10 protein-coding genes, 1 CRISPR repeat array and 2 riboswitches are annotated in these 15,717 nt (G+C 53.3%); of the genes, 1 reads left to right on the plus strand and 9 read right to left on the minus strand.

Annotated elements, in window-relative coordinates:
* Window positions 1-180 precede the first annotated feature (180 nt).
* Window positions 181-3,726: a cobaltochelatase subunit CobN gene (locus K1V27_RS21770; RefSeq protein WP_258932378.1), complete on the minus strand. Its 3,546-nt coding sequence runs from the start codon at window positions 3,724-3,726 to the stop codon at window positions 181-183.
* A 55-nt stretch (window positions 3,727-3,781) separates the two neighbouring features.
* On the opposite strand from K1V27_RS21770, the gene K1V27_RS21775 reads away from it, so the two are divergent.
* Window positions 3,782-4,984: an ISL3 family transposase gene (locus K1V27_RS21775; protein ID WP_309574017.1), complete on the plus strand. Its 1,203-nt coding sequence runs from the start codon at window positions 3,782-3,784 to the stop codon at window positions 4,982-4,984.
* Here the strand turns inward: K1V27_RS21775 and K1V27_RS21780 are convergent.
* From K1V27_RS21780 to K1V27_RS21815, 8 genes are all read right to left on the minus strand, one after another.
* Window positions 4,973-5,437: a hypothetical protein gene (locus K1V27_RS21780; protein ID WP_258932380.1), complete on the minus strand. Its 465-nt coding sequence runs from the start codon at window positions 5,435-5,437 to the stop codon at window positions 4,973-4,975. The two genes, K1V27_RS21775 and K1V27_RS21780, sit on opposite strands and share 12 nt — an antisense overlap.
* A gap of 38 nt (window positions 5,438-5,475) precedes the next feature.
* Window positions 5,476-7,506, minus strand: coding sequence for an adenosylcobinamide amidohydrolase (locus tag K1V27_RS21785; protein WP_258932382.1), 2,031 nt, complete (start codon window positions 7,504-7,506; stop codon window positions 5,476-5,478).
* Between the two features lie 302 nt (window positions 7,507-7,808).
* On the minus strand, window positions 7,809-8,153 hold the full coding sequence (locus tag K1V27_RS21790) for a DUF2149 domain-containing protein (protein ID WP_258932384.1): 345 nt from the start codon (window positions 8,151-8,153) through the stop codon (window positions 7,809-7,811).
* Entirely contained in the window at window positions 8,104-8,766 is a 663-nt protein-coding gene (locus K1V27_RS21795) for a MotA/TolQ/ExbB proton channel family protein (protein WP_258932385.1), read from the minus strand. The genes K1V27_RS21790 and K1V27_RS21795 overlap by 50 nt, the downstream gene beginning before the upstream one ends.
* A 4-nt stretch (window positions 8,767-8,770) precedes the next feature.
* Window positions 8,771-9,511, minus strand: a complete 741-nt coding sequence (locus K1V27_RS21800) for a DUF2162 domain-containing protein (protein WP_258932386.1) — start codon at window positions 9,509-9,511, stop codon at window positions 8,771-8,773.
* 12 nt (window positions 9,512-9,523) lie between these two features.
* Window positions 9,524-11,632 carry a TonB-dependent receptor plug domain-containing protein gene (locus K1V27_RS21805; RefSeq protein ID WP_258932387.1) on the minus strand — a complete coding sequence of 703 codons (2,109 nt, stop codon included), beginning with the start codon at window positions 11,630-11,632 and terminating at the stop codon, window positions 9,524-9,526.
* A gap of 34 nt (window positions 11,633-11,666) precedes the next feature.
* A riboswitch (cobalamin riboswitch) is annotated at window positions 11,667-11,828 on the minus strand.
* 116 nt (window positions 11,829-11,944) lie between these two features.
* Window positions 11,945-12,193: riboswitch (cobalamin riboswitch) on the minus strand.
* Window positions 12,194-12,662: 469 nt separating this feature from the next.
* Entirely contained in the window at window positions 12,663-14,054 is a 1,392-nt protein-coding gene (locus K1V27_RS21810; protein ID WP_258932388.1) for a right-handed parallel beta-helix repeat-containing protein, read from the minus strand.
* A gap of 197 nt (window positions 14,055-14,251) precedes the next feature.
* Complete coding sequence (locus K1V27_RS21815) at window positions 14,252-14,632, minus strand: hypothetical protein (RefSeq protein WP_258932390.1); 381 nt, start codon at window positions 14,630-14,632, stop codon at window positions 14,252-14,254.
* 735 nt (window positions 14,633-15,367) lie between these two features.
* Window positions 15,368-15,697: a CRISPR direct-repeat array (repeat unit 37 nt; unit sequence GTTTCAATCCTTGTTGTTCTGGATGTGCCTCCATCGG).
* Window positions 15,698-15,717 lie beyond the last annotated feature (20 nt).

Raw genomic sequence — 15,717 nt, forward strand, 5'->3', positions numbered from 1 at the left:
GAGGGGAAGGGATCTTAAAGGAACTGGGAATTTCCCTTGCAGTCGAGGGAAACGCATAATTTCATAACGTCCTCCTCTGATTCATTCGATTAAGCTTCCTGCACTCCTCGCAACGGGCGAACTTCTCATATGCATACTGGACAAACATTTTCCCACACTGCCTGCATTCGACTTCTTTTTTCATTTTTTTGCATGCCTCCTCACCCCAATAAAAAACAGCCCGATCACGGCAACGACAAACAGGGAGGCAAACCACTGCACCCCTGAGGAAGAGACGCTGGACTCGGCATCCTCCTGGTTGACTTCCTCCAGTTTGTAGCCCTTCACCGTTTCGGATTGATTTGCCGGCGTGACTGCCTGTTCTGCTTCATTCTCATGAACGGGCGGTTGCTCGGTCTTGTGTGGAGATAATAATGCCGGGGCAAACTCAGCATTGAGCGTTTTGTGCAATTCCCGGCGAGCCGCAAGCTGATCAGACAATTTTTTGCCCGTCGCCTTTTCCATGGCGATTTTGAATCGTTCCACCATGTGTGGGGCCATAATCCCCGGTATGGAAACAATGTTCACCACCATCTGGCTCAGCAGCGGATTATTGCAGGTGTGATCGCAGCAGGCGACGCCCTTTTCCACAACGCTTGTAACGTACTCGACGGCGAGTTTTTGCCTGGTTTTTTCATCGGCTTTCCAGTAGTCCTTGCGAACCGCCTCCAGCATGCGAGCGGTCATGGACTGATAGGCCCACGGGTTAACCTGGTTGAAGAAGTCTTTCAAGCCCATTCGGTACTTGTCTTCCACATAAACCTGATAGGCCTGGTGCCATTTGCTCTCGTCAATCGCCGAGGTTACCGTCACCTGCCAGCCCCACATGTTCTGAAGGAACTGATCCATTTCCCGGGCTCCGGCATATTCCTCCTTTTTCATTCCTTCGATCCACCTGGGATTGAGGTAACGGGTGCGAAGCTCGCGGCCGATGGTTTTAGCGATATTTTCCACATCGACCTGACCGGGCATGCGCTGCATGGAAACCAGCGTGTCCGCAGCTTTGCCACTTTCTTTTTCAACGGCCAGCGAAAGTCCTCCGAGGTATTGGAACGTGTCGTCATTGTCCATGGTTCCGTAGACATTGGACGATATGGAGTGGACGGTGACGTCCACGCCGCCGAGGTTGTGGCGCAGGAGATCTTTGGCCTCCTCTCCCCACTGTCCCTGGCTGAACGCGTAGCCCACCCGGTTTTCATAGACTTTGACAATCTCTTCAGGGGCTTGCCAGGTCCCCGAAGCACCGGCCATTTCAGAGACTCCGGTACCATACGCTCCGGTTGGCTCAGAAAAGATCCTCACCATGGAGAGCCGCTGCGCCCTGTCTTCCGGCACTCCCTGCTGGATGAGCTTTGTCTTCAAGGCATTGTTGTGCCTGGCGATCAGGTTCTCAATATCCTCCTGCTGTGCCGCCTGATGGACTGCCTGGTCGAGAAAGAGCATGAATTGTGGAAAAAGATCGCGATAGAGTCCCGACGGGTTGATGAGCACATCGATTCTTGGTCTCTGCAAAATACGGCCGGGAATCACCTCGAGCCCGGAAACTCGGCCGTTGCCGTCCCAGGTTGGTTTGACTCCCATCAGGTAGAGGATGGTGCTCTCATTGACGCCCTCGTTACGGATTGTTTCGGTAGCCCAAAGCACCACCGCCACCTTTTCGGGATAGCGGCTCTTTTCTTTTAGACTATTGTCGATGATACCCTGTGCGGCCTTGCGACCTGATTCAAAAGCGGCAGGAGACGGAATCCTGGCGGGATCGAACCCATGGAAATTCTTGCCGGTAGGAATGGCTTCGGTGTTTCGCACCGGATCGTTCCCTTCCCCCGGGGCTATGTAACCGCCTTCCAGTGCTCGCAGCAAACGCCCGATTTCCAGAGGACCCGAATCAGTAAGAGCTTTTTTAACTCTGCTTTGGTCCACATTTCGATTTCTTTTGATAATGCACTTGATTGTGTCTTCGAGTGCATCGGCTTCCGGAGATCTCCCGAAAGTGTGCATTCCGTAGGGCATGAAATTGGCCTTGAGCTCGACCAGATAGTGCTCCACACGAGTTAGAAGATCATCGGTATCGGCATCCTTGAGGTTCAGGCCAAGGTCTTTGTCGAGTCCGAGTTGTTGAACCATCTTTTTGATTTCATTTAGTTGCAAGGAACCGGTCCGGCTCCCTTGCGATTGGGCCAGGCTGTAGGAGTTGATCAATTCGTACAGGCGACTGTATTCCTGATAGAGGCCCCCTTCCCGCAATCCCGGAGTCAGATGGTCGATGACAACGGCTCGTCCGCGGCGTTTGGCCTGAATTCCTTCCCCGACGTCGTCGACGATATACGGGTAAATATTGGGAAGATCGGTGATCAGCACCTCCGGCGGACAGCTGATGGAAAGCCCTGCCTGTTTGCCGGGGAGCCATTCGTGTGTGGCGTGAGTTCCCAGATGGATGACGGCGTCGGCTGCAAACTCGCGCTGCAGCCACAGATAGGCGGCTACGTATTGATGATGGGGATAGAGCACCGGAGAATGATAAAGCTTCATGGGGTCGTCTCCCCAGCCGCGGGCCGGCTCCGGCATGATGACCACATTGCCCAGCATGACCGCCGGAATGATCAATTCACCTGTGTGAATCATGATGTCGGAATCTTCAACTCTCCCCCACTGGCCCGTGACGCCTCTCTGAAACTCTGCGGGAAGCTTCTCGAACCACTGCCGGTAGGTGTTGATCGGGATTCGTACAATCTTTCCCGTGCCAGTCAGCTCTTCCAGTTCCCCCGGCGCCCAATTGCCGATATTTCGACCGTACTTCAGCACGAGATCCTGGATGGCCGTTCGGTCAAGGTCCCCGCGGGGGGCAGTCTGATAGCCTTCGCTCCTCATCTTGTCGAGTATGACTTGCAGGCTGGCAAATACATTGAGATAGCTCGCTCCGATGTTTTGTTTGCCCTGGCTGTGATTGTAATAGAGAATTGCAATTTTCTTGTCTTTATTCGGCTTTCTTTTCAGCTGCAGCCATTTCTTGAGGCGCGGCAGCAGAAAGTCGATGTTCTCCGAGATGGGTTCGTGAATAAAAAGAGTCTTCCCGGTTTCAGGATCCTGCTTCCGAACCTTTCCGGTCAGAACCGACGGCTCGACAAGACCTGAGACTTCCGGATTGGTCATGGCCCAGGTTACTTCCACAGGTGCAAGACCTGTTGGGGATTCTCGCCATTCCTCAATGGTTTCGGCGTACAGGTGAATCGCGCTTATGAACGGTACATCGAGCTCAACCAGAGCTGCCTGCAGCGCTTCGTTCAGCGCCGAATGGAACTTGAGGCTGAAAGCAAGCACCAATTCCACGCGCGATCGATGATTTCCGTCAACGAAGAACCGCTGCAGGATATCAATATCTTTCCCGTAACCGGCCAGCACATTCCAGCCATCCACCTCCAGCTTTCGAATGATCAGATCGACCGGTTCCGACTGACCTTCAATGAGAGACGAAGGAAAAGACATGAGTCCAATCCATGATTTGTTTTCTTGGTAGCAGTCGCGCTGCCGATACCAGTTCAGATAATCCTGGTAGGTTTCAAAAGGGACTTTCGAGTCGGGGTGATAGATTCCGGGCGCGGGCAATTTGACCATCTCCGCATAGGCGATGGAAGAATTGAGGTTCATCCGGTTAATGAGTACCCGGAGTTGAAAAAAGAAAATGGACATGGCAATAACCCCAGTTGTTTGACTGTGATCGAACAACGGGAGGGGAAATCAAGCCATGTCCACATCCATACTTTACCATGCTTTCGGTCTGAAGGGTATTCACTATGAATCCACTCACTTTTTGGGAGATTGTATTTACATCAATGCCCGAATGACAGATCAATATGTGAGATGTCCAGAATGCAGAAATCGAAAAGCCAGCTTCAAAGGCCAGAAAAGAAGACTTCTGCGTATGAGTCCCATTGGAAGGAAGAGGTGCTTCTTGGACCTTTTGCTCCACCGACTCAAATGCCTCAGGTGCGGACATCTTTGGTGGCCCACTCTGCCCTTTATGGATGGCAAACACCGTTATGTCAGGTCCTTCGCACTGACAGCTTTGGATCTTTTGAAGTTCGGCACCATCCGTTCGGTCGCGGAGTACCTGGCAGTGGGCTGGGATCTTGTCAAACAGATCCACAAGGAGCGCCTCTCTTTGCTCTACAGGTCGGTTCCCTTGCATAAAGTCAAATACCTTGGAATTGATGAGTTCAGCATAAGAAAGGGCCATGAATACATGACCATTTTCGTCAATATCGAGGATGGAAGAATTCTGCATGCCGTTGAAGGCAGAAGTAAAGAAAAGATCCAACCCTTCATCGAAAAGCTCTCCAAAAAGGCAAAGAAACTCACTGCGATCGCCATGGACATGAGCGGAAGTTATTATTCTGCTGTACGTGGGTGGCTGCCTCATGTTGATATTGTCTTTGACCGTTACCACGTATCGGCTCTCATGAACCAGGCCATTGATGAAATCCGAAGAGGCCAGCAAAGAGAATTGGACAACCTCGGACAAAAAGCTCTCAAAGGGAATCGCTTCCTACTCTTGAGAAACTATGATTCCCTTGAGCCTGATCGCAAGGCCCGACTTGATGCCCTCCTTAAGGCCAATCACCCCCTTTTCATTGCTCATTCCATGAAAGAACAGTTGCGACTCTTTTGGGACGAGGACTTTGACAGTGCAAAGAGCTTCCTTGAAGTGTGGATTAAGGATGCCATGCAATCTGGAATCGGCCCCCTTGCCAAGGTGGCCAAAACTCTGGCTGGCTACAAAACAGGGCTTCTCAACTATTTTAAATATTCTATCACCAGTGCCGTTGTCGAAGGAACCAACAACAAAATCAAAACCCTTAAAAGGCAGGCGTATGGGTTCCGAGATATGGTCTACTTTAAATTGCGACTCTATCATCTCCACACCCAGAGGTACTCATTAACCGGATGAACCAGAATTGAGCTCCCGGTTTGCCACCCGGTAGACGAGGTTTTGCACATTTGCCGCACTGAGATGGTTGAAGTAAAGCTGTATCTCCGGATCGAACAGAAATCCTTGTTTTTTCAGCTCGTCATCGTCCCTTGAGCCCCTCAGGGCATAGACGCGCTTTCCGGCGAACGGCACCTGTTGCAGCAGGTATTCGGTCAGCTCCGTGATCATCACATCCACAATGATGACCTTGGAACTTGCAATGAATGCAGCGGCGCCGCTGCCGGGCGCGAGATCGGCCTTGGAATACACCTCAACTCGTATATCTTCAGGCATTTTAAGGCCCTTGACAGCATGATTGACCAGATACGTATCCGATTCACAGATGAGGAAAGCTATTTGGTCGGCACACGCAGGCACTGCAATAAAAGCCGTCCCCACGAGAATCAGCAAAGAGATAAACGTTTGTTTCATCGCCCGGCTCCTTTTTGAGAACAGCAGCTTAACCAAGACTATTGCTGTGCGATCCGGGCGTTCACCCCGTTCAACACCGCATCGAACGCCATGCGCACTACAAGAGGGACGTCATTTCTCGGGAACAACTCCTTCCAGCTTGCGATGTCGGTTCCTGCAATTTCTTCCGCCATACCGCGGCACCATTTCTCGTAGCTATCCAGGCTGATGAGCAGGCCCCTTTCATAAGCATCACTGATCGCAAAGGCCCCTTCCATGAAGGAGCCATAGCGCGGCTGCAAAAGCACAGCTTCCAGCTCTGCCAGGAATTCATTCAAGTTCGCCTGACTCTCGAGACAGGCGCATTGGAGCAGCAGGTCGTACAAATTGATGCGTCGTTCCTGCAATCGACGAAGCAGGTTGCGTTCAGAAGTGATACCGTTTTGTCGATAAACGGCCTCTTTCACGCCGGCGTAAACGGCCGAGCCAATCAGTTCACCCAGCTTGCAGTGCCCGCCGGCATTGTCGAGCACGGTTCCACTGCCCTCCACCACCAGCACCTCGTCGGTGCCCGTTCCCGTCGCCTGCCAAAGCTGCGGAGACGAGCAGCTGCGTATGTCGAGATCCTCCATGGCTGCCGTTTTGGCTTCCGTGGCGCTGATGATCGCACGCGTCCTCGCTCTGGGCGTAAGCATCATATTGGCCATAATGAGCAAATTTATCGTTCCCGGTTCATAGAAGCCTCCAGGGTCCATCGACATGCGCACCGCATTGGTTTCCACGCCGGCGGTCACCAGGGCGTAGATCGTCATGTCCTCATGGGTTCTTTTTTGCACGGACAAATTTCCCATGTCCGCTCCGGTAAAAAGAAAAGAGCTCTCCTGCTGTGCTTTGCCAATCACTTCATAGATGTGCTGCCGGCTTTTTTCGAGCCCCAAACGGTGCCCTATGTTCCAGCAGGGGGGAGGCAGGTAATGGTTACCCACCGCAAGGATGCCGCTTCTTTCCCCTTCCAGTGTGGACGTTACCTGCATGGGCCGATTGAATTCAATGACCAGCGTTTTATTGGTAAAGTCGAAAATGCTGCTCTCAGACACACCGGCCGAGCATACATAATCGAGCCGAATATCTATGGGAACGGTACGATTGATTTTTTCCTTAAGAACCAGATTCTGCCGGTTGCTGAACTGCTCTTCATAGACCACCGATGCCAGCCAGGCTATGAACTGACCCGAATTAACCGAATTGCGGCAGGTTAGCTCGCACGGAAAATAATAGATTCTTCCGTTGCGGACCGCCTCCACATCTTTCCAGCCGGGCTGCGAGAAAAGTTTTTCGGCGGATTCTCGATCGCCTCCACAGCCGTAAATCATTTGAGGATCGAACCGGCGCCATTCCTCAAGGGTGACATCAACGACCGCTCCATCCTTGCCGAACTGCGGCGGAATGCCGCCAGCGGCACGGATGAATTCATTCTGGAACGAATCGTCCCCCGGGGCCATGACCCGGTCTCTACCCATGAACCTCATGACCCGCTTTCTTTGATCCAGAGGAATCCTGTCGACTTTTGCCTCGATCAGCCGGATCTCGTTCCGAATTCGGTCAACGATTTCTTCCGCCTTCTCTTCTCTTGCAAAAATTTGCCCCAACAGTCGGATGTTCTTGTAAAGATCATCCAGTGAATTGGATGCCAGGTGAATGATTCGGCATGATCGCCCCTTGGCGTAATCTGGTGTTTTCCGCTGCAAGGAAGAAACAAAAATGGTATCAGGCGCAAGCGCCTCTATCGACGCTGTCGACGGAGTCAGAACCCCGCCGACGATATTTATGCCGGTCGTATGGAGCAAACAGCTGTCATGGTAGGTGACTCCCGTCACGGCGTCCCCTGCCCCCAGCCGGAAGAGGATTTCGGTCACTGCCGGTACCAGCGAGACCACTCTTTGCGGCGGAGTTGCAACGCTGATTTGTGAGCCGCCGGCATCGATAAAATGAATGGGATAGGCGCAAAGCAGCTTGATACTGCCAAAAACGATCAGCAACAGAGCTATCAACAAAAGCAAAATTTGCACCGGGCACTTCGTGCTCCTCATTTGAACCCTCCTCCTGACTTGGTGACGTGTGATCGGCAAGAGAAACAATGGTCTTTGCGTGTCAAGGAGCTTGTCCGAGAATATGGCGGTCACCTTGTTGCGTCATTCCGGCAGGTTTTTGGCCGGAATCCGGCCACATGATAGCCTCATCTTGGCGCGGGTCCGGATTCCGGCTTAAAGATTGCCGGAATGACTTTGAGAGAGCGCCTGCTCTAGATGGCAGTTCTCGGACACGATTCCAGGGATTAAGTTGAACAAAACGAGCTTCAGTCAAATCGTGGGTCCTTGCCCCTTGAAACGAATCATTCCTCCATCTCAGGCACGTAAACCACCGTGCCATTTTCCAACCGATAGGCGGTGCCCAGCTTTTCACCCCTGCCTTCCGAAGTGGACTGGCTGACTTTCATGGCCTTGATTTTCTTCCCCTTCTTAATGAGAATCTCCCACTGCCCCTGCGCGCCCTTTTTCATAAGCGTCATTTCCGATTGCCGGCTGAAAAGATCGGTGAGCTGGTAGGCGCTGAAAAGGGTGATCAGCAGTCCAACGATGAAGACCAGTCCCAAATCGAAAAGATTGGCGACCCCGCTCAGCGGATCGTTATCTTCCAAACCAGTATCGGTGACTCTTCTCCGTTTCATGTATGTCATCGGCCTCAGGCTCCTTTTTGGAATTCATCAAGACTTCGGTCACAAACTCGAGGTTGCGAATATCTTGCTCCACCCATCTCTTCTTGACCGTATAAAAGAAATACGCCAGCATTCCTTGAGCCATACCGACAACCGTCGTGGTGAAGGCGATTACCAGATCGGATGAAAGCCTGCCGATATCGCCCTGCCCGAGAGCAGCCAGACCCGTGCCCATGGGGATCAGGGTTCCGATCAAGCCAAGCCCCGGGCCGACTCGAACGACCATTTGCAGACCGTCCAGCGACTTCCATAAAGCCAGTGTTCTATTCTGCAGCAAATGCTCCACTTCCAGGCCGACCATGATTCGTCCGGCAGAAACAAGTGAACGGAGAGCCTTGTAGAAATCCCGGACAGGGTGGGGATAGAGGGCGTCAATGGCGCCCCCGGTAATCAATGATACAGCCCTTTCGATGGGTGCCTCCTGCAGGCGCGAGCGCTCCAGCCATTCCGCAAAAAAGGCTCCCGCCCGCAACAGCACCCAGAATGTCAGAAGCGAGAGCAGGATGAGCACTGGATAGAGCAAAGCACTGGATATCAGGTAAATGAGCGAACTGAGAAAAGCGCTAACCTGCAAGGGTTCACCTCCTTATCGTTTTCCATTTCCGGCGGAAGCCGTCCGCAAAGCAGACTACCGCCACCGTGCCGATCATAAGCCACCGGCGCCAGTCGATTTGCTGCTTATCTTGCTTGTAGGCGGCAATCCGATAGACCGTTTCCAATTCATTAAAGAGGGGCATAAAAGCGGCAGAAAGGAAAAAATAGGCCCCGATCATCACCATGGCGGTGCCCAGCAGAGGATCGGGGCGCACCCGGGCGCAGCGGTTCCAGAATGACAGGCTGAGCATGCTGGCAAAGCTGATGCCGATAAAAATCAGATAAGCACCCACCGCGACTCCAAATGAAGCATCCGGGAACAAGGAGGAAGCAAATGCGACGCTCAGGAAAACCGCTGTCAAACAGATCGGGCATGGAACAACCAGGGCCAGCCAACCCCGACTTTCACCCTCACTTGCTTGTTTCTTTTTTAGAAGCCAGATACCCCAGCCTACCAACCCTGAAGAGACCAATACGTGGATGAGCATACCGGAGCGCAGGAGCTTCTCCAGCACGGCAACATCTTCGATAAGGCCCATGTGCCGCAGTGCATAGGCGGCACCGACGAAGACGGCGAAATAGAGAAAGGAATAAACGCTAAGAACGGCGAGCTTTGATGGCACCGTCCGATTGGCGGTGCAGGAATAAAAAAGTCCAACGCCGTTTTTCACGGCAAAAATGCCGACGGTAAACAGGAATCCGAGTAAAAGACTTTTCACCTCCATCTCTTCCGCTCCTTAGAATCGCGCTTGAAGCCCGGCTCGAATGGTCCTTCCCGGCATAGGATAGCCGTTGACAAAGGAATATTCCCGATCGAGCAGGTTATCGATGGCCAGGTAAGTGTTGAATGCTTTCACGGGGTGGAAATCGAAGCGCAGGGAGAACAAGGGAAACCCGCTTTTGTCTACACCCTTGCCATAGGTCGAAGAGGTATAGTCCCAATCCTGGACAACCTGCGGGCCAAAATAGGAAACGTTGAACTGCAGCACCGACTTGCCGTTGAAATCGCATCGTATCCCGCCTGTCATACTTGCTTCAGGAACATAGGGTACGGTGCTTGAACCGAGCGTCTGGGCATAGCTGTCGTCTTCAATCTCGCGCTGCGTGTAATAGATGAAATCCGCATAGCTGCTCAGCCGTATCCAGTCGGCATAGGGAAACGGAATCTGGTAGTCTATGTAGCCTTCCAGGCCGGAAAAAATCGCTCCCTTCACATTTTCATAGGTGGTCCAGGTACAGTCGCCATCCACGCATGTGTTGAAACCGCCGGTGATTTTGTCGGTGTAATCGGTGTAGAAGAAACCCAGCCCGCCGCTCAAGCGTAGATATTCGGCGTCCAATCCCACTTCCCAGGTGGTGCTTTTTTCCGCATTGAGATTGGGGTTACCTATGATCTTCATGTAGGATTGATAGTCGTATCGTCCCGCCAGCTCGTCGGCGGCCGGAACACGAAAGCCCGTTCCAACCGCCGCCCTCGCACCCAGCCAGTCGAGCGGAAAATACTTTGCCCCGGCGCGCCAACTAACGTGGTCAAAGCTTTCACCGCGCGGCACGACATCCAATCCCTCGGTCTCCTTTATGGCCTCATCGAAGTAGTCATAGCGAACGCCCAAAAGAAGGGATAACCGGTCCCAATCGATTTGCTGTTCTGCAAAGCCGGCGAAGTTGTCGTAAGTCGTGTCGGGGCTGTAATTGAAGCCGCGCGGGTTGGTTTCAGACGTCACGCCGATCTCGTCCCAGTCGAACCCCAGCAGCAGCCGTCCCAGAGAAAAGGTGGGAATACTCAGATGGCTCCTTACCCCGTTCGTGGTCGTTTCCGTGGTGGAAGACGAGTAGCCCCATTCGACAGCCGGATCGTTGGCGGTACTGCGATCGAATACGCCGTAGCCGCTGACATGCCAATTTACGTCGGAATCTCGCAGGCTGCCGTCGTAAGCGATGGAGCCATAGCGGCGCAAGACTTCTTTATGGTCGTCAAAATCGGGAGCATAGATGGGGCCCGGAGTCCCGGCAACGGGGATATGAAAATAACTTCCGGTCGCAAACAGCGTATGGTTTTTCACAGGGGCCGCATGAAGGCTTAAAGCATAGGCCTCATCCCGGTATTTGGTGTTCTTGACCCGTTGTCCGCTGCCGTCGGTATAGTCCTGGTTTTCAAGGTGGCTGGCCGTTCCGGAAAAGCCGAGCCGCTCATCAAACAGTCCCCCAAGGACCTCGCCGGCTACCCTGTACTGATTGAAGCTGCCATATTCCGCCGTCCCCTGAACCGTGGGCTTGCCTCTGCCTTTGCGAGTGATGATGTTGATCACCCCGCCCATGGCTGCCGACCCGTAAATGACAGAGCCGGGCCCCCGCACAACCTCCACCCGCTCGACGTTGTCCGTGGGAATGACGGCGATATTTCCCGTACCGGCCCGGTGCCCGTCAATCAGGATCAACACCCTGCCTTTAATATCGCTGCCCATGGTATCCGTGCGAAAACCTCGAATTTCCACCGCCGAAAGGGCTCCCGGATACTTCTGGAACTGCGACGGCAATTTTTCAATGAGAAGCTCGGAGAGATTATTGGACCGAGATTTTTCGATTTCCTCTCTCGCAATGACCTGAACCCGAACCGGCAGCTTTTGGACAGGAGTTGGAAGCAGAGTCGCGGTGACAACGACTTCGTCCATTTGCAGATCGGCTTTGCTCTGTTGCTCCTTGTCCTTTTCATCCGTGCCCCGCCTCGCTTCGCTGAAACCGCTTAGCGCTGCCTCGCCGCCGCCTTCGGCAGTGACGCGGAAAACGTGCGCCACATTTGCGAACACAAACAAGATTACCAGTAGGAGTAGTTGTACGGGCTTCAAATTAAAGACCTCCTTTCCTCCCTCGAGGAATGAGAATCGGTTTGATGCATCGATAGGTCTCCTGGCTCACGTTCATCCTACTCGCCGCGCCTTCCCGTTTAAACAGTGGCATCCTTGCGGCTTTCGTCCCGATTACAGTCGCGGGGCGGCGGAAGCTTTGCACTTCCTTCCCTTGATCGATGCAGCTTGTTCAAAAACCGGGTGCATACTTGGCAAAAGGCCAAAAAAAAATCCTTAGAGCTTTAAGCTCTAAGGATTGCATCCCGGGTCACTTGGTCCTTCAGCGGTTCATCGGCTGGCTCCTCGCAGCGATTCCCCAGCAAGCATCAGGCAGGTCTTCTGACTCACGGATCTTTCTACTCTCCGAGCCTTCCCGAATACGGTCGTCGGATGTCAGAAATCAGAATAAGCGCAGAGTTACCGACATCTGATTTCCGAAATCCGCCTGCCGTCAACACAGTGGCTTTGCCGGATTTCGTCCCCGTTCACAGCGGCGGGACCGTTCCCGAATCACACGGGATTCCCTTTTAAACTCACAGTACCTGATCTTGTAAAAGCAAATTCAAAGTGCAACTACCATACTCGCTGCCAGCAGACTTGTCAACACAGGATCAATCACACACCGGATCAACGAGAGGCTATTTTGGGAAGAACCCGGACAATCATCGGATCTACCTTTACTATAACGTTAAAGAAAATGGCTTTAGCTTCCAGTAGGCTGCTGGGTTGAGGTACGAAACCAAGCAAAATAGGCGTTGGGTTTCGTCACGCGTACCGCATGATTCAACCCAACCCACACCACAAACATCAGCTTGGAAGCTATAGACCCACACCGGAGGAGCTGGATAGGGAAAAAAGCTGGTATGCGGTGAAAACCGACCAATGCCGTCGGATTTTCCTGTTGAGTCCGTTGAACCGAAAAAGGCTAAGGTGAAATAGGTGAAGTATAACAACACGATGGGTTAGGCGCGTCAATTTGCGCCTAACCCATCAAATGGAGCGCTTAAGGGAAATGGCGTATAATCATCCGTCAGTCGATCAGCAGTATCAACAGGGATGGCGACCAAACTTTGTCGGCGTCGGCACGGTATTCGTCGGCGCCAATGTCAGAGGCTTCTCCCAGGGGGCGAAGGTGGCAGTCGATGTCGCCGGATGCATCTGCAGGCGCCGCAACCTGGTCGATGGCGGCGGCCGCCGAAGCCGCCAGGTGCAGGTCGCCGCCGGCGCCGTTTACAAACAGCGCCAGGGGCTGGTGTTGGAGATTTCCCGCCAGGGAGGCCGTGGCGTTGTCTCGCTCCCAAAGATCGTGAGTGACGAGATTGTTGATGAGGTCCACGTCGGTCAAGGGAAAGCGCCATTCGATGGAGGATGCCGAAGGAGCCCGGGTGGATGCCACGGTATTGTGCATCACCCGCACACCGCAGGCCTGCCACAGGCTGATGCCCGAATCGAAGCCGTCTTCCGATGCAAACAGGGCGCTGTCACCGGCAAACACGAAGTTATTGCGAATAATGCCTCCGTAGTGATCCACATACGCACCACCTGCAGCCGGGCATGGATTGTCCGGGTAGGTTCGGATGCTGCCGTCGCCGCTCGTCACCAAACCAAAGCCAATGCCCCGGGCATTATTGCGCAGCACGTTGCGCTCCACCACGGTGTCCCGGCTGCTTCGCCAGAAATGGATGGCATGTTCCGACAGACCGCTTGCACACCAAAAGCCTTCGATCAGATTGTCCCGTACGATCCAGTTGCGCGCCTGATGAGCATCCACACCGCCCGTGTAACAGTCGTTCACATGCAGCCGCCCGGCGGCGGTGAGCTCGATGTGGGAGCAGGCGATCAGACCGTCGTCGGTATAGGAGCCGGCAGCGGCAGGATTGATCTTGATGGCCTGTTCTCCCGGATCGACGATGTGGACGTTGTAAATGGCGGTGTTCAGGGTGTGGGCGCCGTCCGATGACATCACGTGGATGGGGTGGGCCGCTGCTTCCCGCAGCGTCAAGTCCCCAAGGGTGACATTGGAGGCGAGAATCTGCACAATTTCCGTGGTGATGTAGTTGCCGTCGAGCACCACCGCCTCGCGATCGCCGCTGCTGGAGCGGAGGGTAACGCCGGGCGTGATGATACTGAGGCAGGCGCCATTGAGATTGTAAATTCCGTCTGCAATAAGGATTGTGGCACCCGGCGCAGCATCGTTCACCGCATTCAACAGCTGCTGCACGGTTGCCACCTGCACCGTGTCGCCGGCGGCAGGCGCAAGCGGAGGGCAGGCGCGGGCTGCGGGGAGACTCGCGGCATGGGCCAAAGGGGCCGAAGTTTGGCTGGCTGCACACAAGCAAAATGAGGCGTACTGTCCGCTGGCCGGCAACACCGCCAGCAGCAACAAAACACCCGAAGCCCACTTGTGATAGATGATCCTCATTACTTGGCCTCCTGCTGATGACGGCAAATTATCGAGGCACGGAGCTATCTGGTACAGGTTCAAAGGGCATTTTTCGTGCCGTCGGTCAACCTCGGGTCAAAATGCAACCGCAGGCGGTTCGCCAGCATAACAGTACTGCCAGGGAGTGCTTTGCACCCCCTGATCTGCAGTTGCGGCGAGATCGTGTGAATGCGAAGCTACGCCATCAATTGAGAGGAATGACCACGGCTCCGCCCGGTTTCTTCAACTGGCTGAGGGGCACCGCGTTCGAATAAGTTCGATTGAATCGCCCTGATGGTAGTGGAGGTATCAAAATGAATTTTGTAACGATAAGCGAGGGTGCTGCCTGCGGGAGCGTAATCTGTGCCGTAAAAATGCACGGACTGTCCCGAAAAAGGGGCTAAGGGGTTGTTGCTTTGTGAGATGAAACCGCTTTGATTAGTACCTGCGGGATAGATCGCCGAGCCGTCTTCAAAGGTCACCGTCATGTCTGCTTGCACAGGTGCGCACAGCATGACGAAAGTCAACCCGATGGTCCATGCCAGGTTCAAGACAATCGTGTGTTTCTTCCCCTTCATTTGCTGCCTCCTATGGTTTTGTTTTTCCGCTGGACTCACCTTGATCACTATCCCCATTGGGGGTGTTCACCAATTGATGGCCACCCAACCAAGACAACTGACTTTAAAGCGAACAGCCAGGAAAAGACCAGGCAGGGAAAGCAGTATTCGGTGTGTTGGGAAATAAGAGCTCCCCTGAAATTTTCACCAATTGAGTTTAAAAAATAGGATTTCAGCGTCGCATGGGTCACGTGAAATGGAGCAAGGAGCTGCATGATCAATGGAACATTTCTGCTGCAATGTCAAGAAAGGTTTTTAATTTGAACGAGTTGCTTGTGATGTTAAGAGGATGACGCATCTTATCGCTTGGTGAGAGAGGCGGTCGATCGAACACTTTTAGCAGCAGTTCCGCCGTTTGCAGTCGGAGGGCCCACCAGTATGCCCTTGCCGTGAGCTCTTTTTCGACCAATTCCCTGCTGCTGTGGGAAAACTGCCACAACGGCAATTACGACATTTGCGGGCAACCGGTAGATAAGAACGGCAATCCGCTTGGCACCCATTTGGTCATTTGCGTCCAAGCGCATCATCAATATCATCCGGCGGTTGCTTTCGGAAACTCTATGCATCTGGTGGTCTGGCGTGACTACCGAAGCGGGGTGTGGGACATCCAGGGGACTGACCATTCCAACCGCCAGTGCCGTGCGGGCTGGAGTAGGCTCCGTCTTGGGTCTGGTGTTGGTAATCGATCACTCTCCCGTTTCAATCCTTGTTGTTCTGGATGTGCCTCCATCGGAAGGAATATGGAATCAATGTTGAGTATCACGAATGGTGTTTCAATCCTTGTTGTTCTGGATGTGCCTCCATCGGTATTTTGGAAAAAGGCGAAGGCGTATTTACCGAAGCAGTTTCAATCCTTGTTGTTCTGGATGTGCCTCCATCGGGCGATACAAGAATTGAAGGAGCAGTTGAATGGACTGTTTCAATCCTTGTTGTTCTGGATGTGCCTCCATCGGTCTTTCTGAGAGTTCCCTTGATGTGTCCCTCTATGAGTTTCAATCCTTGTTGTTCTGGATGTGCCTCCATCGGCGGATCATTCCCATCAGGGA

Origin of the sequence: Desulfoferrobacter suflitae (assembly GCF_022603395.1) — a bacterium.
GTDB lineage: Bacteria > Desulfobacterota > Syntrophobacteria > Syntrophobacterales > Syntrophobacteraceae > Desulfoferrobacter > Desulfoferrobacter suflitae.

Bases quoted from the DNA above. Each gene is read 5' to 3' on its own strand.
- K1V27_RS21770 (WP_258932378.1), bottom strand. From the start codon at position 3,726: ATGTCCATTTTCTTTTTTCAACTCCGGGTACTCATTAACCGGATGAAC.
- K1V27_RS21775 (WP_309574017.1), top strand. From the start codon at position 3,782: ATGTCCACATCCATACTTTACCATGCTTTCGGTCTGAAGGGTATTCAC.
- K1V27_RS21780 (WP_258932380.1), bottom strand. From the start codon at position 5,437: ATGAAACAAACGTTTATCTCTTTGCTGATTCTCGTGGGGACGGCTTTT.
- K1V27_RS21785 (WP_258932382.1), bottom strand. From the start codon at position 7,506: ATGAGGAGCACGAAGTGCCCGGTGCAAATTTTGCTTTTGTTGATAGCT.
- K1V27_RS21790 (WP_258932384.1), bottom strand. From the start codon at position 8,153: ATGACATACATGAAACGGAGAAGAGTCACCGATACTGGTTTGGAAGAT.
- K1V27_RS21800 (WP_258932386.1), bottom strand. From the start codon at position 9,511: ATGGAGGTGAAAAGTCTTTTACTCGGATTCCTGTTTACCGTCGGCATT.
- K1V27_RS21810 (WP_258932388.1), bottom strand. From the start codon at position 14,054: ATGAGGATCATCTATCACAAGTGGGCTTCGGGTGTTTTGTTGCTGCTG.
- K1V27_RS21815 (WP_258932390.1), bottom strand. From the start codon at position 14,632: ATGAAGGGGAAGAAACACACGATTGTCTTGAACCTGGCATGGACCATC.